Here is a 19,933-nt window from a genome sequence, read left to right as displayed (position 1 = left end):
GTTTTTTAAGGAAACTGCGTGTAAGTAAACGTTATGGCATCGCAGTTACCCTCCTTTCAGTTACTTTAAAGTGTACTAATCCGGTTAATTCAAGATATCGTAATACTTCTGCTATATTGGTAGAGCGAGGTAGCGTACCTACAAAGGTGGCATCGGTTGTTTTGCCCTGGTAAGCAATATCTACATCATACCAGCGGCTTATTTTCCTCATAATCACGTCGAGCTTTTCATGCGAAAAATTGAAATTACCGTTCTTCCATTCAACAGATTCGGTAACGTCAACCTCTGCCACCCTGATGCCGTCTTTAACAATGGCTTGCTGGCCCGGGCGAAGCATTTCGTTAGATTCCCCTTTTGTTACTTTAACAGCTCCCTCAAGAAGCGTGGTTTTGGTAACACCCTCATCCTGATAGGCCATGATGTTGAAATGCGTTCCCAGCACTTCAACCGTCATACCATTTACACTAACGCGAAAGGGGTGCGCCTTATCTTTGGCTACTTCAAAATAGGCTTCACCGGTTAGCTCAACCTTACGCTCGTGCCCGGCAAATGATGCCGGAAAACGCAGGCTCGACACCGCGTTCAGCCAAACCTTTGTTCCATCTGGAAGTACTACCTGGTACTGGCCGCCGCGGGGTACGGCTATGGTATTGAATGTGTTGACTGGCTGCCCGTCGCCATGGGTGGGATTAGCTTCATACACGATCTGTCCGGAAGCTCTTTTTAATATCTGAACATGGTTTTGCTTGGCAAGCACGCCGTTAGCGGCCGAGTCGAGCAAAATTTTGCTGCCGTTACCGAGAATAAGAACCGCTTTATTTCCACCGGGCTGTATCTCTTTCTTTTTTACAACCGTGGTAACGATACTATTTGTTGCAGATGGGGTATTATGCACATTACGGAAAACAACGAATATGGTAAGCACTGCGGCAACTGCTGCCACAGCCCTTATAATAAGCGGCTTTAAGCGGGCCGGTTTTACAAATGAAGGATCTGCTTTATCCGCGGCCTCGTCAAGCCGTTGTTCTATCAGGTTAACAAGTTGCCGGTTAACTTCGGGCTCGTCATTCAGGTGCTCATAATACTCGCCAAAATGCTCAAGAACGTAGTTTACTTCTTCATCCGAAGCTTGGGCAAGCCATTCCTTAAAACGTAGGTTGTCCTGCTCGCCGGCAATTCCATCCTTTACTTTTTGGAAGTATTCGTCTGCTATCCTGTTATCCATAATATTCTTAAGACAACTGCGGAAAACAAACGGCCCCCTCCAGTTTAATTTTTTTTGCGTAGTATCAATATATTCTTAAAATATATGATGGCACTTATATTATTGACGGTTATTATTGCATAATGGGGACCTCTTACTGTAAAGCTAAATTGCATTGGTATTAGCATGGAGGAACACCCGAAGGTGGCGCTTACATAGCTACTGGCATATCAGACGGTACTTTATTTATTTTGCCCGAAGGTTTGACCGGGTGAAAGGCCAAAAAGTTCACATGGAAGATTTCTGTCAGCTTTCTGAATTTTTAACTCTCCGCCAAGTATTATTCAACCAAGATCAAGTAAAACAAAAACCCTCTAAATAGCGAAATTAGAGGGTTTTTGTTTTTTAGAGTTTGTTAAAAATACCAAAATTCATTAGTGTTTTTTGGAGCGTTCTATATCTTAAAATGATTTACTTAGCCTGTTTTTTTAACAGAAGGAATCCGGGAAAGATATTACGGAATTATAAAAGATCCATATCACGTGCCACATAGTAGCTTGGAACCAATGGCCTGAAACCGGTTTTGGATCTAAGTTTAGAAATATCCATAATACCTTCGAAAGGATCGGCTAAAGCGCCTTCTGCTGCTTCAAAAACATCGCTGGCATTGCCGACAGATTCCACCAGTTCATACAAAGAGATCGGCGCGTCATCTGAGATATTAAAGATCTCGCCGCTCAAATCTTTCGCCTGAAGCAGCAAAATTAATCCCTGGGCCACATCTAAATGATGCACCATGTGCATCCGTGAGCCGGAATGCTTTTTAAGCATTTTTAAATAAGGTAGTATCTCGGCAATATGCGGGTCTTTATCACCATAAACAAAACCCAATCGCAGCACTGTTACATCCAGATCCATTTTGAGCAATTCCTGCTCTGCCGCGATCTTGCTCGACGAATAAGCACGGGGATCGTTAATATTAACGGGATCATCCTCACGGGCCGGGTGTCCGTAACCTGAACTGTAAACATTACCGGTGCTCACAAAAATAAATTTCCGAACACCTGCCGCTATAGCTGCCTCAGCCAATGCTATCGTACCATTATGATTGGTTTTAACGATACCTTCATTATCTGTAAAGGTTCTGAAAAGCGCCGCTAAATGCACTATGGCATCTACGTCTGCTACTGCGGGAGCTAAAGTTGATTTATCAAACAGATCTCCAACTATAACCTTTGCCCCCAGCGCAGCCAGGGCAACGGCCTTAGCTTCATCACGAACCAATATATTAACTTCATACCCTTTGGCTAAAAGCCTTGGGACAAATCTGCTGCCTACCTTTCCGGTAGCGCCTGTAACTAATATTTTCATAAAGCAAAGCTGCGCGGAAAATGTCGCTGCCGCTAATGACAATCAAACCGATAAGTATGATTTTCAAACCTTTTTAAAGTGCCTGGGCGCAACACCTGTTATACGCTTGAAATAGTTATTGAAGTAAGTGGGGTATTCAAAGCCGAGAGCATAGGCGATCTCGGCAACGCTCCAATCGGTATGCTGCAAAAGGGCTTTCGCTTCCGAAACAATCCGCTCCGCAATGTGCACGGAGACGGGTTTACCTGTTATACCCTTGACCGAACGATTTAGATAATTGACATGAACCGAAAGGGCTTCTGCAAAATCGTGCGCGGTCCGTAATTGAAGAGCATCTGTATTTTGTTCAATAGGAAACTGCCTTTCAAGCATATCTATAAATAGGTGTGTGATGCGTGCGGCTGCATTGATCACCGGCAAAGCATTTTGCGAAGGCTGAATCCGCATGGCTTCATGAATGATGAGTTCTATACAATTCCTGATCAGTTCGCTCTTATGGGGATAATCTCCGTTGTAAACTGCCAGCATCTTTTCAAAAATACCCGTCATAAATATTGCCTGTTCGTCATTCAACCCGATCACAGGATTATCACCTGCCTGGAATAAAGGGGATTCTTTTAATATCCCTGTACGTTTGACAAATGTCTCCGTAAAAATGCAGGCATAACCATTGGTATCCGCAGAGCGTTGGACCACAGAACGCGGCACTTTCGGATTAACAAAAAAAAGCGCGGTATCCTTTAATTCCAAAAGCTGGTCGCCATAGCTAATTGTCATATTACCCGTTACCAGGCCCATCTTATAATAATCACGCCTGCCCCGCGAAACCGGGATATCTATACCTGCGGGTAATTTATGAACCTTGAAGCCCTTAAGCCTCAAGTCTGCCATATCTATACCCAGAATTCCATCAAACGCTTCAACTGCCATGTAGCAAAGTTAATGAAATCAAACTTAGTAACTTAAGATAGTCTGATCCCGCCCATGTTTCTTTCAACTATCCATTTTTCCCAGGCGGTTTTTACGAATGATACAGTATTCACCTGATTGCAACGTGTAAGTTTCACCGCCGTAATGCTGCTCATCAATCTATTCACAAATGATAAGCCCGCTAAAAAGAAATTATTATGCGCGGTTTACTACATTTATAAATTATTTAACTTTATAAACCTAAACGTATAAAAGTTACTATTGCACATCTCGAAAAATCAAAGTGGTTTTATTCTCCATAATTATTTTTTATCTGTTTGTAGCCTACAACAGTTCCGGCTTTAATAATGCCGATGAACACTTTCAATTGATTGAGTTCGCCAATTACAAATTGGGCAAAGCAACCAATGGCGATTTGGCCTGGGAGTTTAATGCCCGTGTAAGGCCCGCTTTACAACCGAGTCTCTGGTAAATTACCCACTAGTGGATGCAATTAAATTATATCAAAGAAACATGAGAATCTCGCTTACCCTATCCTTTTTAATGATTTGTCTTTTCACAAAAAGTTCTTTTGCCCAAGTACACGATGAAATCAGAAAAATTGACACCGTTTATTATTTGATTAGTACAAATAATGTTTCGGGAAATAATCGTGTACTTGCAGATACTATCGAAGGCCCTTACAAATGGTACACATTTCGATGCCCATGCTTGAGCAGCAGCATCATGCCAAACTTCCGTACCCGTATGGATAAAAAAGCCGAGGTGTCAAAAAAGGAATTTGATAAAATTACATTTATAGATTTTCTCGCATTCATGCTTTATTTAAAAAAGAATGACAATGATGCTTTTGAGAAAAAGCACATTGTTTATTTTGTAGAAAAAGATCGTGATAAATTTTATAAGAATCGCGCTTTCTTTTCGGGTTCAAAAAGACACATCGTTTATTCACATACAAATCGCGCTAAATTTTGCCAATAGATTTAATAATAGTTTGCGAGCGCCCTTAGTTTGGCTCCGGATGGAGGTTTAGCTTACCCAAGTTTTTGTCGTTTTAAAGACATATCCGCGATATCACAATATGCCAATACAATTTCTATTAGGGTTGATGATTATCTTTACACAGGCTATTTCACAGCCAAAACAAATATGAAAAAAATAGGATTTTTATCGTTTGGACATTGGTCTGACCATCCGGCATATAAAACCCGTACAGCTGGTGATACTTTATTGCAGTCAATTGATCTTGCTGTGGCTGCTGAAGAAATTGGTATTGATGGCGCGTATTTCAGGGTGCACCATTTCGCGGCGCAGTTGGCCTCTCCTTTCCCTTTGCTATCGGCCATTGGTGCCAAAACAAGTAAAATAGAAATTGGTACCGGAGTAATTGATATGCGTTACGAAAACCCGTTATACATGGTAGAAGATGCCGGAGCGGCTGATCTCATCTCGGGCGGCCGATTACAGTTAGGCATCAGCAGAGGTTCGCCGGAACAGGTAATTGATGGTTGGCGTTATTTTGGTTATGAACAGGCCGAAGGAGAAACAGATGCAGAAATGGGCCGCAATAAAGCGTTGCAGTTTTTAGATAAGCTAAACGGTGAAGGCTTTGCCGAACCTAACCCATACCCTATGTTTCCTAATCCGCCGGGATTGCTTCGCGTGGAACCATATTCGGAAGGATTGCGCGAACGGATCTGGTGGGGGGCTGCTTCTAACGCTACAGCCGTATGGGCGGCCGAAAATGGTATGCACCTGCAAAGCTCAACTTTAAAATTTGATGAAAATGGTAAGCCTTTTCACGTACAGCAGGCCGAACAAATAAGACTGTACAAAGAAGCCTGGAAAAAAGCAGGACACAAGCGTGAACCGAGGGTATCGGTGAGCCGTTCAATTTTTGCATTAGTGAACGATCAGGACAGGTATTTATTTGGAAGGGAAGCCGGACAGGCCGACAAGATTGGCTATATTGAAAGCGACAAGCGCGCCATATTCGGCAGAAGCTATGCCGCCGAACCGGATCAACTGATAAAGGAATTGGCTAAAGACGAAGCCATTCAGGAAGCAGACACACTCCTTTTAACTATACCCAATACCTTAGGTGTTGATTACAATGTTCACGTTCTTTCTTCAATTTTAGAGCACGTTGCTCCGGGATTAGGCTGGCGTTAAATGTTATATTGAGTATTGAATTATCAATAATTTCTGTTAACGGGTATTACCCGCCGGATAACGAAAAACGCCTTAAATGCACAGGCGTTTTTCGTTTTTTAAGTCACAGCGTATTACTGTTTTGATGGCAACCGCGCTACTTATAGCACATCGGGATCTATTTATGGCTACCTTTCTTAAACTGGCCTACCGCTTTACCCAAATCGTACACCTGTAAGTTGGGCAGATACTTTTTAATGATACTGCTGCCCGCGGCAGAACGATAACCTGATGAACAGGTTACCAACACCGGTTTCCCGGCAGGGATGGTATTTATTTGCTTTTCCAGGTCCTGTAATGGTATGTGGATCGCCTTGTCAAATATCGGTTCGTCTTTATATTCCTTATCGGTGCGTACGTCAATAATAGTGTATTCATCTGCCGATGGATTGAATTGAGCGGCATTAAAAGCATTCCATTGCTCGCCCTGTTTGGCACTGTAAACAAATACGCCTTTCAGGTTAGCTTCATACCCTATTTTGGCGGTTTTGTAAATTAGGTCTTGCAATGCCGCTTCATTTTCGGCAGTTATGTAGAAACGGGTATCCGGCGCTATGATACTGCCCAACCATGTTTCAAACTTACCTTCGCGCTGAAGATTGATCGCTCCGTTTAAATAACCGGCTTTGAACTGGCCTTCCGGGCGGGCATCAATCAGCACATCGGTATTCTGAGGCTTAACGGCTTCCTGCAAATGCGGAACTTTGGCTATGCTTTGTTGCAGATCAGGGAACCCTTTTTAGTTCGCCCCTACATCAAATGGAAAGTATTTGGGTACAAAAGGCAAATCGTTCAGCAAGGCAGCTACAAAAGCGGCTTTATCTTTTGTAAGGAAAGCCTGATTGGTCGCTTTTTCTGCCCCAATGGTTGAACTGGGCGCGTCTTTAATGGCCTTGCCGCACAAGCTTCCGGCACCATGTGCCGGGTACACGGTTACATCATCAGCCAGGGCATTAAACTTTTGGTGAATGGTATGGTACATTTGTTCGGCCAAACGCTTGCGCTGGGTATGCACGTCGTGATTATAATCGCGCAGATCGGGACGTCCTACATCACCTATCAGTAACGCGTCACCCGAAAAAACCGCGATGTCTTTTCCATCGGCCTGCAACACAACGGCTATATGATCGGGCGCGTGGCCCGGGGTATCAATAGCGCGTAATTGTACATTGTTGCTCAGTTTTATCTGCTGCCCATCGTGCAGGGCTTTAAATGGATAACCTGGCTTGCTAAAGCTGCTGGCATAAATAGTTGCCTTAAGGGTACGATTCAGCTCCAGGTGCGAACTGGCAAAATCAGCATGCGGGTGCGTTTCTATAACGCCGGCTATCTTCGCTTTACGTGCTTGCGCGAAATCGACATATTTTTTGGTATCTCTTTCCGGGTCTATCAGAATGATCTGATCGCCCACTACAACAGCGTAAGAATAATGCGCCAATGCCTTATCCTGAAATTGCTCAATATGCCAGGCCTGGTCATCGTTGCCTGTGCTACTAAACAGTTTTATAGGATTTAGCAGCGCAAGCCCGCCAAAGGTAGCTGCTCTGCCAATAAAATGTCGCCTTTTCATAAAATCACAAAATTTATTTTATCAATGCCGGTATTGCCGGTCTTCTTATCGTAAGCGTATACGGCAATCTCATAATTGCCTTTTTGTTTTATAGGTAAGTTGCCTTCAAAAATATTGCTCTGACTGGTTAACGCAAGCGGTAACTCCACGGTCTTTGTTCCTTCTTTTTTAATGATGGCCCTAACCTCTATGCCATCCGCATCCCAAACGCCGCCTTTTGTAATAGGGCATCCGCAGGACATGGTTACGCTGGCCCGAAACTTCAGATCGCCACCTTTCAAATCGTCAAGCTTGATCTGCTGGTGGGTATTTGGCGCAAGTAGGTCAACAATAAAGCCGGGAATCTCCAGCAAAATACCTTCACCCACAATGTCTTTTCCGGGGATGATCCACTGCTGAGTGGTCGCGCTTATTTCGGCATTCCTGCGGTTTGCCGGGGCTTTCACCTCAATATCAACAAACACGGGCTCTGTAAGTTTTAGCGTAGCTTCAAACTTAGCGGTAGCGCTATCGGTTTGAGCCTGGTAACGCTGATGCGCCGTTTTCATGATGAGATCGGTATTACCGGATGTACCGGTTGTAAGACCCTTAGCGAGAATTTCTCCATTTTGATGATCACGAATGATTACATACGCGCCACCAATACCTGTACCTATAAATTTGGCATCTTTAGCTTTAGCCCTTACAATAACGCGTGTAAGCTGCTGCGCGTAAATTTGCTGAATGCCCGTAACGATGAGGGCTGTTAAAATGATTTTTTTGAACATGTTATATGTTTAAAGTTGACTTCTGTCGGTTTTGCTGAGGTAATGCTTTTGTACACGGTCGAGCACCACGTAAATGGAATCTTTTCGGTCATTCAAACCGGAAAGAATAATGCGCGAGTCATTGGGCCGGCTGAAATTCCAAACCAGCTTCGGCCCTTCCGGTTTATCTTTACCCCGCTCGGCAGGTTTCTTTTTGCTGCTGCCATCCTCTTCAAGCGACGGACGGTTTTTATCCTGAAGTGTTAGCGTGCCTTTTTTATCATCGATAGTGTAATAGAGGAAACGTCGCCCACCTGCTATACCGGCAAGCTCATAGCTGCGGTCAATATCCTTAGGATTAGGCGTACCATTGGCCAGTGAAATTGGGAATGCCTTGTTCACCTTATATACCAGTGTACTCCACTTTTCAAAAACCACACTTTGCCACCTTGTAGAATCTAACGGAGAGTAAGGCAGGGCTTTGCCGTTCAGTCTGAACTCGGTAACGTTGTAATACCCGGCAGCATTAGGCAAGCCTTTAGTTATAGGCTCTTTTAACTGCCCTACATGGTAATGCACATCATACCGTAAATAGGCAAATAACAACGTAAACACAAATACAAAAGCGTACTTGGTAGTATAAAAAGCGGTACGCTGTTTTTTTGTGCGTAATGGCGGGTAGTAATAATTTGGCTTTACATCTTCCCGTTTAATTAGCAGTTTCCACAAATTGCGGGCATAAGGTATAAGCAAAAAGGCCGATAGCAGCACAAAAAAGCTACTATACACATGCACACCGCCATCATAAGCAAAATTAGCGTGGGCTATGTTGTATAACACACCGGCAACCAGCACCGCGCCAAGGGCAGCTGTACCACGGTAGAACAATAATACACCCGCGAGAATCTCTACCAAGCCCAACACAATTTCATACCAGATGGATACGCCTACAATTTGCCAATAGATCTTATAGGTATTATAATCGCCAAAATTGGTATCGAGATTGGAGATCGACGGGTCGGGCATTTGCATAGGATACAGCTTTAAAAATCCGAATGCGATAATCCCAATAGCGATGCGGTACCTGATAGCCACACGTACCCAGTAATAGGCCTTGTTATAATTTACGATGTTGCGTTTACGAACAATCAATGTCCATACGGCAGCGCCCACAAGCGCAACTGCCAGGGCTATGCCCCAGGTGGCATAAGATGCCAGTCCCCAGCGCCCGCTTTCGCCCGTAACTGTATAAAAGTTGGGGCGATAGCCGGTTAGCCCGTTCAGTACCTGGAATATTGTTTTTGACGCGAATATTTTGGTGTACCAATCGCCGCTAAGCGGAACGATAACCTGTATGTTAAATATCAGAAATGCGCGGAACCAGAACTTTTCTGCGGCCGACCAGTGCTGCGGCTGTTGTTCCTGCACCTTCACTTCTGCCGAAGGCGCTTCTGTTGCTACAAATGTTGCCATGATCTTTTTTGTTAAATAATGGACGTTGTGTTAATTAACCGATACCTTTTTACGGCGACCTTTATCCAGTAAATACTCTTTGCGGATTTTGGTAAGCACTACATGCAAGCTACTATCCGCGCCTATGCCATCAAGCACTATGGTTTGCGGGTTTGCGCGTGTAATATGCAGCACTTTAGTATCACCGGGCTGATTTGCGTTAACCAGATGCAGCTGATCACCGGTCAGTTTATACCTGTAAAATAACCGCCTGCCATTACCCTGCGAGGTGTAGTTGAGTTGACCATCGGGCTGGTTTAGTATTTGCGGTGATGAACTGTCTACAGGTACATCCCGGTTTACCCGGATGCTTAATTCGTTCCACTTCTCAAATACAACATCCTGCCAGCGTGCGCTATCGGTAAGCGAATACGGATGCGCCGTGCCATTCAATGTAAACTCACTTACATTATAAACACCGGCAGCATTAGCCAAACCCGGGGTATCCGGAAATGGCCAGTTACTGTTTTTATGGTTGGCGTAAGTTAACGAGGTATAAAAAACACCGAACAACACAAATAAGCCTCTTGCTACCCATGCTACTTTATTGCTGCGCCATATAGGTTTAAAGTTATCCGCTTTGGCTGCCCGCTCTTTTACCAGCAGATTGTAAAGCCTTGGCGTATCATAAGCTATAATTATACCTGTTATAAGCAGCAGGTATACACTGAATACATGTTCGCCCAATTGATAGGCGAAATTGGCCAGCACAATGTTAATGAGCACAGAGGCCGCTATACCTGCACCAATAACAGCAGTACGCCTGCTTAACAGCAACAGTGCCGCGAATATTTCTATAGCGCCTAAAGTTTGTTCATAATAAGCAGAGGCAACCCCTGTAGATAAATAGTACAGTTTCCAGGGGTAAAGATCGCCGTAAGGTGTATGCAGGTCGCTTATGCTTGGGCCGGGCAATTGAACCGGTATCAGTTTAATTACTCCGAAACCCAGTAAAGCCAGCGCGAGCCGGTAACGTAACACTACCCGCAGCCAATAAAACAGCTCCTGAATGTTAACCGCCTTTCCCTTGTTAAGCACCGTCCATATAACGGTTACAACTATACTTACCCCTAATGCCAGTCCCCAGCCGGCAAAACTGCCCCAGCCCCATTTGGCACTTGTAAAGAATGTGGGTACAGCATGCGTAAGCTGGAAAACATCCTGAAAATGCGGCTGTAACCAATTGGTAGTAAACAAATGACGATAGTAGCCGGCATCAAGCGGTATGGTAAGTAATAACGCGAAAACAATTACTATCTGAAATAAGCTAACCTCCCACTTGCTATGGGTGTAGGTATCGGTGTTTAAACTTAGTGTGCTCATCGGAAAAACATTTAATAGCCTGGGTTCTGATTTAAATTCGGGTCATTCAGGATTTGCGCGTAAGGAATTGGCAGCAGCAGTTTGTTGGCATCGGTTATGCCTAACACCGTTTGCGCGCGGCCTGTGCGGATCAGATCGTACCAGCGGTGATCTTCAAACGCGAACTCTACACGTCTTTCATTTTCTATGGCCAGCAACAGATCGGCCTTGGTGGCAGCTGTAGTGATGCCTAAACCTGCACGTGCACGTACCGCGTTTAAATCTTCGGCAGCGCCGGTTAAATTCTCCTGCTGGGCGCGCGCCTCGGCACGGATCAGATATAACTCAGCCAAACGGATGAGGTAAGCAGGATCTGTACCGGCAGTGCGATAATACAGGTTACCATAATTGCGCGTTACGCCCGATACGGTTTGCGTTAATATCAGCGAGCTGCGGTTACCACCTACCAGCGGGTTTTGCAATTGCGTAACTATGGTTGGGGTTGGAGTTACCCATCCTACCCCACCATTGCTACTGGGTTGCCAATTGTAAGCCTGGGTATTAGTAACATTAGTGTTGTAGTATAATTCAAATACTGATTCTTGCGTGTTAGATGCATTGCTGGCAAAAAATGCATTATACGGGCCAATCAATGAATAGCTGTTATCGCCGATCAGGGCAGTTGCGTTACTTGCGGCACCGGCCCAATCTTTTTGATACAAGGCAAAACGCGCGTGTAAAGCGAAAGCCGTTTTACGTGTAGCGCGGATGCGATTGGTAGTGTTAGGCAAAAGCGCCTCTGCCTGGGTAAGATCTTTCAGTACCTGGGCATAAGTATCGGCCAGCGTAGCACGTTTTTCTTTGGTGATATCTGCCGAGGTAGTAGTAGGCGTAAGTATTAGCTGAACACCGCCCCAGGTACGCGCCAAATCAAAATAGGCCAGCGCGCGCAGAAAATAAGCTTCACCTAAAAGCTGATTTTTTAAGGCTTCTGTTAGTGTAGTACTTACCGGAAGCGCAGGCACTTTGGCCAATACGTTATTTGCCCTGTTAATTACATTGTAAATAGCCGACCATGATGTATTCACCGCGCTTAAGTCGGCCAATACGGCGTGGTTGGTTAGTTGCTGGTTCACCGTTTGCGAACCTACGTATTGCACGTTGTCACCCGAAAACAGCCCGAGGGTTTGAAAGGTATAACCATAATAATCGTTAGATTGCAGCTGGTTGTAAATACCGCGTACCGCGGTTTGTGCAGAGTTGCCATCCACGATCGTCAGGTCGTCGGGCGTGGTTAATTTAGGGTCAACGTCTAAAAATTTCTTGCACCCGGCACCGGCTACAGCCAGGGTACCGAATAGCGCGATTTGTATAAATATCTTGAGTTTCATAATGATCAGTATTAGATGGTTACGTTTAAGCCAAACTGGAAGCCGCGGGCTGCCGGTGGAGTACCGAAAGAGCCAAGGCCTTGCGCGTTAGGATTAGAGGTTACGCTTGATTCCGGATCGCCGCTATATTTTGTCCATAGCAGCAGGTTGGTGCTAACAAAGTATACCCGTGCGCTTGTTAAATGCACTTTGCTTAGCAATGATGACGGCAGCTTGTAACCGAATACCACTTGTTTAAGGCGCAGGAAAGATGCATCTTCGAGGTAACGCGAACTTTGATCAATAGTATAGTTAGTACCAATAGATGTAAGCCTTGGAATATCGGTGATATCACCCGGATTTTGCCAGCGGTTAAGTACGTTAGCTAACACGCCGCCGCTTGTTGGGTTACGTTCGCGGAAATAACGGTTAAGGTTTAACGCTTTACTGCCCGACTGGAAAGTGAACAGGAAGCTCAAATCAAAATCTTTGTAAGTAAAGTTGTTGTTGAAACCTCCGTAAATTTTAGGATAAGCATTGCCCAATATCTTACGGTTAGCTGTTGTTACTGTACCGTTCTCCGCTTGGCCTTCAAATACAGGCGCGCCGGTTTGCGGATTAACTGAAAGTTGGTTGTACAACCAGAATGAGTTCATAGAGTAACCCTCCTGCATAATTACCCAGTCGCGTGTGTATTGCGTAATTGGTGTAGGCAATTTTTCAATACGGTTACGGTTACCGGCTATGTTAAGTGTGCTGCGCCAGGTAAAATCGTTTTTCAAAATATTGGCCGATGTGATACCTACTTCGTAGCCTTTATTACTGATAGCGCCTTCGTTAGCATAGTAGTTTTGAAAGCCCGATGATGATGGGATAGGCTTAAACAATAACAGGTCTGTTGTCTGTTTATCATATACATCAGCGGTAACGGATAAACGGTTGTTAAAAAAGCTGATGTCGATACCTAAATTGGTTTGTGCTGTACGCTCCCATTTAAGATCGGGATTACCTAATTGATTGGGGCCAATACCGGGTAGCGGAGTGCCTGATACGTCGGCATAACTGCTGCCGCCGGTCCATAAGCCACGTGAGGCAAAATTGTCAATACCTGCCTGGTTACCAGTAATACCGTAAGAGGCGCGCAGCTTCAGGTCGCTAAGCCATTGGGTTTCCTTAAGAAAGTTTTCGTCTTTAACCCGCCATGCGCCCGAAACCGCAGGGAAGTATCCCCACTTATTGTTCGAACCGAATTTAGATGAACCATCGGCCCTTAATGTGGCGCCAAAATAATAGCGGTTGGCAAAGTTGTAATCAATTCTGCCAAAGTAAGAAGCCAGGGTATATTTACTCCAGTTTTGTGATGCGGTACGAATAGATGCCGATGAGATCAGTTTAAAATTATCATTGGCAAAACCGCTACCCTCTGCATAATTGTATCTAAGTACATTACTTTGGAACGAGTTACCCAACAAAAAGTTGAAGTGATGACTGCCAAAGTTTTTTACGTAAGTAAGTGTTTGTTCATTGATCCAGGTACTGTTTTGGGTGAGCGCGCTGGTAGCTTGTCCGTTAACGGCCCTGCCAATACTTGTTTTACTATTCCAGTAAGCGCCTTCATTGTAGTTATCATAATCGAGGCTAAACGTGCTTTTCAGTTTTAAACCTTCCGCGAGTTTCAGTTCACCATAAATATTACCTATGTAACGTAAGCTGGTAGTTTTTACATCATAATTATCAATCAGTACATAAATATTATCCGAACCGGTCGCCACACCGTCTTGGCCATATTTGGGCGTGTAAGTAGCTGAGCTGGTAGCGGCGTTCCATAAATTCACCTGCGGGCCATCACCTGTACGGGCCTGGTTACGATCTGTTTTGGCAAAACTATTGGTTAAGCCGAAAGTAAGGTTGTTGGTAATGTTTTGATCGAAGTTGAATTTTAAACTGGTACGTTTAAACTCAGGTACCTTTATCAGCGATTGCTGATCAGAGTAACCTGCACCCAAATAATAGCGCGAGCGATTACTTCCACCTTGTACAGAAAGGTTATAATCCTGCAATTTTCCGTGTTGCAAAATATCGCCTATACGATCGTAAGTACTTTGCTCCTCAGGTAAGCCAGCGCCACCTTCAGCTGTTGGGCGGAACGGACGGTTCGCGAAAGTTTGATTTAAAGAAGGGCGATCGATCCCCGAGTTGATCCAGTATTCATTAGCCAGCGTGGCTGATTCCGGACCGCTTGCCATTTTCGGAACGGTTTTGGGATCAGCCTGAACCCAACCGGCAGCACCATCTAACGATATTTTGGTTTTATCATTATAGTTACCCCGTTTGGTGGTAACCAATACAACACCGTTAGCTCCCCTTGAACCGTAGATGGCCGTAGCAGAAGCATCTTTCAGTATCTCAATACTTTCAATATCCGCCGGATTAATATCTGTAAGCGGCGATGTAGTGCGGCCACCCAGGTTAGTGGTTTGCAGTGATGTATTGTTAAGAAATACCCCATCGACCACATAAAGCGGATCGCTGCTGGAGTTGATTGAAGTAGTACCACGAACGCGTACAAAAATACTTTCGCCTGGTACACCCGAATTGGTTATTACCTGTACACCTGTTGCCTTACCCTGCAACTGTGCATCAAAACTGGCAACCGGTTGTTTATTGCTTTCCGAGGCATTGATCTTTGATACCGAACCTGTAAGATCGCCTTTACGCTGGGTTCCGTAACCTACTACAACAACGTCGTTTAACTGGCTGGTGGCCGATTTTAATGAGATGGTCACCGGGCTACCGTCAACCTTAATCTCCTGATTTTCATAACCAACCATGGTTACCTGAAGAATATACGGGAACTTTTGACCGGTAACGAGGCTAAACTTACCCTCAATATCGGCGGCAACAGCATGTGTTGTTCCCTTTATGCGAATGGCAGCGCCTGGCAATGGTTCTTTACTGGCAGCATCAATCACTTTACCGGCCAGTTTTGAGTTGATAATGGGATTTCCATTATCCTGCGCCAAAAGCGAGAATGGCAGCAGGAGGATAACTAAAAAGGCTTGAAGCGCCCTTAAGCGATTTTTATTACGAAAATAGATTTTCTTGACATGGATATATAATTCCATATATTTAACAGATTTGTGTTAATGAATATTTTGTTGATACGAACCGGGAATGGAGGTCAGGATGTGATTGGCGTTACGTCTGACCTATCATTCGAGCTAAACCGGCAAGGCTACCTTGCCGGTTATTTTTTTTGTGGTTATTTGCTACAGCACATAAGTATTTCAGGAGTAAGGATACGTTGATTCAAGCACGTGCCGACCAACGGCCAAAACATGCTACGGATTAATTAAAAAAAGGAAAACTTAGCAACAACAAGATTGGAAGCAGGCTACGCGTGCTATAGAAGGAAACGAAAACATTAAATCAGAGCATGATTTAAAATGCGTGTTCATGTGCTTGATGTTTAAATTCAACTTAGTGGCTATGAATATAGAATGGCGTTCATCTTATTTTCATGAAAGCAAATATAAAATATATTCTACTAAATCCATAGTTTTTATAGAAAAACTAAAAGCTAATATAAATTTTGACTATTCCCTTATGATTTTCCACGCAAAATTGATGATTGGGTATCTGATATGGTAGTAAGCGGAGTTTAAGATTTGAGGATATTGCGGTTGGTTAAATTATTTTATTATTTAATAGCGAAAATAGCGTGCATAGGAATTCCTATGCGCGTGTATCTAAAAAATAACCGTTGACTCAATTATTAATATGATTAATATTGGAATGAATAATGCTATTGAACGTACTCTGCTACAGGTTATTCATGCCATCAATCAGGCTGATAGAAAACACCGCGCCCTTGCCTTCCAAGCCTTTTAGTGAAAATGCAAAACCGTGCTTAATCAAAATCTCCCGTACCAGGGTTAAGCCTATGCCTTGCCCTTCTTTTTTGGTACTGAAGAATGGGGTGAACAATAATTCGCTTTCTGTTTCTGAAATTCCGCGGCCGTTATCCTGAATACTGATGCTGCGTACATTGGGGTTTAAAATAATGTTGATCTCGCCATTGTCTTCAATGGCCTCTATGGCATTTTTAATAATATTAACGAATGCCTGCTCCATCAACTGTTCATCAGCCATAATGTAGAATGGCGTTTCCGGGTGATCGAATTTTAATAAGATATGCCTGTCTGCCGCTGTTATCTCCATTAACGTTAGTACGTTTTGCAGCAGTTTACGCAGGTCTGTTTGGATTTTACGGGGCTCGGGTAATTTCACCAGGTCGGCAAAATTGCGCATGAAAATGTTAAGATTGTAATTGCGTTCCATGGCCACCTGTAAAGCGTCGTGTAATGAAACTGTGCCCAGTACCTGCCACAGCGCATCAGTGGCCATTGCCGATTGTATAATGGAATTTACCGGCCCTATGGTATTATTTACTTCATGCGCCATCATGCGGATCACTTTACCGTAAGCATTCTTTTCGGCGGCGATGATCTCGGCCGTCATTTCCTCCATCATCACAAAATGGCGCGGAAAGCCTCTATCGATAAAATGCGAACGCTGCAGCTTAATAGTGGTATGCCCGGCAAGCCTTATTGTTTTTGTTTCTCCTGTTTTTAGTAAGGCAATATGCTGAAATATAGCGTCGGGCAGGTTGTCAATTTTATGTTTAAGTAATCCCCGCTCTTCCAACTGTAATAGTTGTAATGCCTTGGGGTTTATTTGTTGTATGTGGTTGTCAAAATCAAGTATAATGATACCCGTAGGCGAAGTATTGATCAGCTTTTCGAGGAAGAAATGCTGCTGTTCCTGTATGGTTCGTTCGGCACGTAATTGGGTGATCATCTGGTTATAAACCCCAATCATCTGATCAACCTCGTACTTACCGGTGGGTAAAAACTCAATATTGAAATCCTGGTCCTTTATGGCCTCAATGCCTGTCATTAAAAACTTTAAAGGTTGTATCAACTGCCTGTACAAACTCCACGAAATTACCAACGATAGAATAACGAATACTTCTGCAAGTATAAAGTACGTTTTATTCTCCTTAAATATATAATAGGTGAGCGCCAATGTGAGCACGTGTATAATGCCTACAAAAAGGATAAACTTAGTCCTCAGTTTCATCATACGGAATATTGTATTTATCCAGTCTGCGGTATAACGAGCTGCGGGTTAACCCCAACGAACGCGCTGCTTTACCAATTTTGTTGTGATGATATTCCATCGCCTTCCTTATCATCTGCACTTCCATTTGTTCGAGGGTAAGGTCGCCAACGCCAGGTAAGTGGGCACTATCCTTTTTAACAGGCGTGCCTTCTATTTGCGCGCTGATCACATCAATATCCAGCTCATCGCTTTTACTTACCAGTACCGAGCGTTCTACAATATTTTTAAGCTGACGAATGTTACCCGGCAATGGTAATTGCTGTAACCATTTCATGGCAGCCGGAGTAATAGTGAGGTTGGGCCGGTTATATATTTCTTTCAGGTTGCTGATAAAGTAATTCACCAGCACAGGTATATCGCCCGATCGTTCGCGCAGGGCCGGCAGATAGATAGTGATCAGGTTGATACGGTACAGCAGATCTTCCCTGAAACTGCCTTTGGCCACCATTTCATTAAGGTGTTTATTAGTGGCGCACACCACACGCACATCAACCACTTTGGTACGGCTGCTGCCTAATACTTCGTAAGTTCGGTCCTGCAAAACACGCAGCAGTTTTACCTGGCTTCCCTGGTCCAGGTCGCCTATTTCATCCAGAAAAATGGTGCCTTTATTGGCTAACTCAAACCGCCCGGCACGGTCAAACCGGGCATCGGTAAACGCCCCGCGCACATGGCCAAACATCTCGCTTTCAAATACCGAAGTGGCTATACCACCCAGGTTCACCTTAACAAAAGGCTTGCCGCGGCGCTTACTGTTTTGGTGAATGGCCTCGGCAATCAGTTCTTTACCCGTACCACTTTCGCCCATAATTAATATAGAGGCATCGGTTGCGGCTACCCGGCCAATGGTTTCTAATATGGCCAGCATTTTTTCATCGTGCCCTATAATGTGCTGAAAATTATACTGACTGTCTAACTGTCTGCGGGTATGTTTTTGCTTACCCGCCCCTTTGAGCGACAAAAGCGTTTTAACCGACTGAAGCAGGTGATCGTTATTCCAGGGTTTGTTAATAAAATCGCTTGCGCCCAGCTTCATGCCCTGTACAGCAAGCTCAATGCTGCCCCAGCCGGTTATTAATATTACAGGCAGGGCAGCATCAATTTTACGAATCCGGCTAAGCAGGTCGAGCCCTTCCTCGCCGGAGGTATCTATGGAGAAATTAAGGTCGAGAATAACCAGTTGCGGCCTCTCTTTTTTAACAATAATTAATGCTTCAACCGGGGTAGCAGCCGCCTGTACATCATACTGTTCGCTTTTTAAAAGCAACAGCAGCGAGGTACGTACGGCTATATCATCATCAATTATCAATATCATAAGCAAAGGCTAAGGTCGTAATTATTCTTCGTGCAGGGCAACAGCAGGGTAAATATTAGCAGCCTGCCTGCCCGGATAAAGCGCGCATACAAGCACCAGCAAATAAATAAAAAGCATGGCCAAAAGCAATGCTATAATATAAACCATTGCAGGTAAATCAAATACGTTAAGCAGCGGAAATTGCACGGCAAAGAATGAACCTATCAGCAACGAAAAGGTAGCCAGTATTAATGATTCGGCAACCAACTGGCCCGATACCGAATTGCCCGATGCGCCAACAGCGCGACGTAAACCAATTTCGCCCCGCCTTTTGTTAATGTTGTACCAAAGTACGCCAAACAAGCCTAAAGCTACATTGATGATAAGGAATGCCGCTATTATTGAGGCGATAATTAATGGCACCAACGTTATTTTGTTCATGTTCACAATTTTATCAGTAAGGTGCTTTATCTCAATGTTTGAGTTTTTAAGTGAGTTGATCATCGTTTTATATAGCTTACCTTCAAACGCTGCGTCAGATCCCGGCTTTACTTTTACCATCATATTGCCGGTCCACTTGTAGGCCGCGGTATCCAGCAAATAATACATTCCTTTTGCTGTAGGCAAAAAATCGCCGTTAAACTTAATATCATCAATTACGCCTATTATTTTTGTTTTTTCTTTACCATCATAATTGTGCAGGTATTTACCAACCGCCTGGCCCTTGCCAAACGAAACTTCTTTCAGGCTTTTGTTGATCACCATTTTCCGTTCGCCGGGTAAATAGTCGTCTTTGGTATACCAGCGCCCTTCCAGCATTTTGGCGTTAAGTATTTTAATATAATCCAGATCGGCGGAAAACTGGTTCACGTTACTTATCGCTTTGCCCTGATAGCTTAGACCGCTGCTTATCATATTGCCCGAAAACGGGAAGTTGTTGCTGCAATAACCGGCCTCAATAACACCAGGCAATGCTTTAACGTTGCGCTTAAGGGTTTCGTAAAAAAGGGTAACAGAATCGGCATTGGTGGAGTTTGCCGGATTGTTGTAGCTGACCACCCACACGTCTTCATAATCGATCCCCATAGGTTTCATGTAGTTCTTGTACGAAAATACACCGAAGCTAAATACGGCGAATATCACAATGAATGATATCAATATTTCGGTAAGCAATAAAAAGTTTTGTTTCTTTTTATTCCATATCAGTTTAAATAAATGCTTTACCATTTTATTTTTGTT

Annotated in this window: 16 protein-coding genes; 3 read left to right on the top strand and 13 right to left on the bottom strand. The window is 44.0% G+C overall.

Going from position 1 to position 19,933, the window contains the following annotated elements:
• Positions 1-31: 31 nt before the first annotated feature.
• The 3 genes from AC07NA_RS02165 to AC07NA_RS02155 form a co-directional block, all read right to left on the bottom strand.
• Positions 32-1,225: a FecR family protein gene (locus tag AC07NA_RS02165; RefSeq protein ID WP_494895284.1), complete on the bottom strand. Its 1,194-nt coding sequence runs from the start codon at positions 1,223-1,225 to the stop codon at positions 32-34.
• Between the two features lie 501 nt (positions 1,226-1,726).
• Positions 1,727-2,575, bottom strand: coding sequence for an NAD-dependent epimerase/dehydratase family protein (locus AC07NA_RS02160; RefSeq protein ID WP_494895283.1), 849 nt, complete (start codon positions 2,573-2,575; stop codon positions 1,727-1,729).
• 63 nt (positions 2,576-2,638) lie between these two features.
• Positions 2,639-3,505 (bottom strand): helix-turn-helix domain-containing protein, encoded by an 867-nt coding sequence (locus AC07NA_RS02155; RefSeq protein WP_494895282.1) that lies wholly within the window; start codon positions 3,503-3,505, stop codon positions 2,639-2,641.
• Between the two features lie 283 nt (positions 3,506-3,788).
• Between AC07NA_RS02155 and AC07NA_RS02150 the strand changes: the two genes are divergently transcribed.
• The 3 genes from AC07NA_RS02150 (at position 3,789) to AC07NA_RS02140 (ending at position 5,677) form a co-directional block, all read left to right on the top strand.
• Positions 3,789-3,977 carry a hypothetical protein gene (locus AC07NA_RS02150; RefSeq protein ID WP_494895280.1) on the top strand — a complete coding sequence of 63 codons (189 nt, stop codon included), beginning with the start codon at positions 3,789-3,791 and terminating at the stop codon, positions 3,975-3,977.
• Between the two features lie 11 nt (positions 3,978-3,988).
• A complete protein-coding gene (locus AC07NA_RS02145) occupies positions 3,989-4,486 on the top strand; it encodes a hypothetical protein (protein WP_494895279.1) in 498 nt (165 codons plus the stop codon).
• Between the two features lie 168 nt (positions 4,487-4,654).
• Positions 4,655-5,677 carry an LLM class flavin-dependent oxidoreductase gene (locus AC07NA_RS02140; RefSeq protein WP_494895278.1) on the top strand — a complete coding sequence of 341 codons (1,023 nt, stop codon included), beginning with the start codon at positions 4,655-4,657 and terminating at the stop codon, positions 5,675-5,677.
• 157 nt (positions 5,678-5,834) lie between these two features.
• On the opposite strand, the gene AC07NA_RS02135 is transcribed toward AC07NA_RS02140, so the two are convergent.
• From AC07NA_RS02135 to AC07NA_RS02090, 10 genes are all read right to left on the bottom strand, one after another.
• On the bottom strand, positions 5,835-6,410 hold the full coding sequence (locus tag AC07NA_RS02135; RefSeq protein WP_494895277.1) for a rhodanese-like domain-containing protein: 576 nt from the start codon (positions 6,408-6,410) through the stop codon (positions 5,835-5,837).
• A 45-nt stretch (positions 6,411-6,455) separates the two neighbouring features.
• Complete coding sequence (locus tag AC07NA_RS02130; RefSeq protein ID WP_494895276.1) at positions 6,456-7,286, bottom strand: MBL fold metallo-hydrolase; 831 nt, start codon at positions 7,284-7,286, stop codon at positions 6,456-6,458.
• The gene (locus tag AC07NA_RS02125) at positions 7,283-8,053 is read right to left on the bottom strand and encodes a hypothetical protein (protein ID WP_494895274.1); all 771 of its coding nucleotides are present in this window, start codon (positions 8,051-8,053) and stop codon (positions 7,283-7,285) included. Before AC07NA_RS02125 ends, AC07NA_RS02130 begins: the two co-directional genes overlap by 4 nt.
• Before the next feature lie 9 nt (positions 8,054-8,062).
• On the bottom strand, positions 8,063-9,505 hold the full coding sequence (locus AC07NA_RS02120; protein WP_494895272.1) for a hypothetical protein: 1,443 nt from the start codon (positions 9,503-9,505) through the stop codon (positions 8,063-8,065).
• A gap of 30 nt (positions 9,506-9,535) precedes the next feature.
• Positions 9,536-10,867 (bottom strand): DoxX family protein, encoded by a 1,332-nt coding sequence (locus AC07NA_RS02115; protein WP_494895270.1) that lies wholly within the window; start codon positions 10,865-10,867, stop codon positions 9,536-9,538.
• A gap of 11 nt (positions 10,868-10,878) precedes the next feature.
• Complete coding sequence (locus AC07NA_RS02110; RefSeq protein ID WP_494895268.1) at positions 10,879-12,237, bottom strand: RagB/SusD family nutrient uptake outer membrane protein; 1,359 nt, start codon at positions 12,235-12,237, stop codon at positions 10,879-10,881.
• An 11-nt stretch (positions 12,238-12,248) separates the two neighbouring features.
• Positions 12,249-15,341, bottom strand: a complete 3,093-nt coding sequence (locus AC07NA_RS02105; RefSeq protein ID WP_494895266.1) for a SusC/RagA family TonB-linked outer membrane protein — start codon at positions 15,339-15,341, stop codon at positions 12,249-12,251.
• A gap of 697 nt (positions 15,342-16,038) precedes the next feature.
• On the bottom strand, positions 16,039-17,361 hold the full coding sequence (locus tag AC07NA_RS02100; protein ID WP_494895264.1) for a sensor histidine kinase: 1,323 nt from the start codon (positions 17,359-17,361) through the stop codon (positions 16,039-16,041).
• On the bottom strand, positions 17,342-18,715 hold the full coding sequence (locus tag AC07NA_RS02095) for a sigma-54-dependent transcriptional regulator (protein ID WP_494895262.1): 1,374 nt from the start codon (positions 18,713-18,715) through the stop codon (positions 17,342-17,344). The genes AC07NA_RS02100 and AC07NA_RS02095 overlap by 20 nt, the downstream gene beginning before the upstream one ends.
• A gap of 21 nt (positions 18,716-18,736) precedes the next feature.
• Positions 18,737-19,921, bottom strand: coding sequence for an ABC transporter permease (locus AC07NA_RS02090; RefSeq protein ID WP_494895260.1), 1,185 nt, complete (start codon positions 19,919-19,921; stop codon positions 18,737-18,739).
• Between the last annotated feature and the right edge of the window lie 12 nt (positions 19,922-19,933).

The organism is Mucilaginibacter sp. GW821-FHT07G05 (assembly GCF_059418565.1).
Note: the sequence above shows the minus strand (reverse complement) of the source record. Positions and strands in the feature narration are given on the sequence as shown.

Coding starts and splice junctions, on each gene's coding strand:
- AC07NA_RS02165 (WP_494895284.1), bottom strand. CDS start 1,225: ATGGATAACAGGATAGCAGACGAATACTTCCAAAAAGTAAAGGATGGA.
- AC07NA_RS02160 (WP_494895283.1), bottom strand. CDS start 2,575: ATGAAAATATTAGTTACAGGCGCTACCGGAAAGGTAGGCAGCAGATTT.
- AC07NA_RS02155 (WP_494895282.1), bottom strand. CDS start 3,505: ATGGCAGTTGAAGCGTTTGATGGAATTCTGGGTATAGATATGGCAGAC.
- AC07NA_RS02140 (WP_494895278.1), top strand. CDS start 4,655: ATGAAAAAAATAGGATTTTTATCGTTTGGACATTGGTCTGACCATCCG.
- AC07NA_RS02130 (WP_494895276.1), bottom strand. CDS start 7,286: ATGAAAAGGCGACATTTTATTGGCAGAGCAGCTACCTTTGGCGGGCTT.
- AC07NA_RS02125 (WP_494895274.1), bottom strand. CDS start 8,053: ATGTTCAAAAAAATCATTTTAACAGCCCTCATCGTTACGGGCATTCAG.
- AC07NA_RS02120 (WP_494895272.1), bottom strand. CDS start 9,505: ATGGCAACATTTGTAGCAACAGAAGCGCCTTCGGCAGAAGTGAAGGTG.
- AC07NA_RS02115 (WP_494895270.1), bottom strand. CDS start 10,867: ATGAGCACACTAAGTTTAAACACCGATACCTACACCCATAGCAAGTGG.
- AC07NA_RS02110 (WP_494895268.1), bottom strand. CDS start 12,237: ATGAAACTCAAGATATTTATACAAATCGCGCTATTCGGTACCCTGGCT.
- AC07NA_RS02105 (WP_494895266.1), bottom strand. CDS start 15,341: ATGGAATTATATATCCATGTCAAGAAAATCTATTTTCGTAATAAAAAT.
- AC07NA_RS02100 (WP_494895264.1), bottom strand. CDS start 17,361: ATGATGAAACTGAGGACTAAGTTTATCCTTTTTGTAGGCATTATACAC.
- AC07NA_RS02095 (WP_494895262.1), bottom strand. CDS start 18,715: ATGATATTGATAATTGATGATGATATAGCCGTACGTACCTCGCTGCTG.
- AC07NA_RS02090 (WP_494895260.1), bottom strand. CDS start 19,921: ATGGTAAAGCATTTATTTAAACTGATATGGAATAAAAAGAAACAAAAC.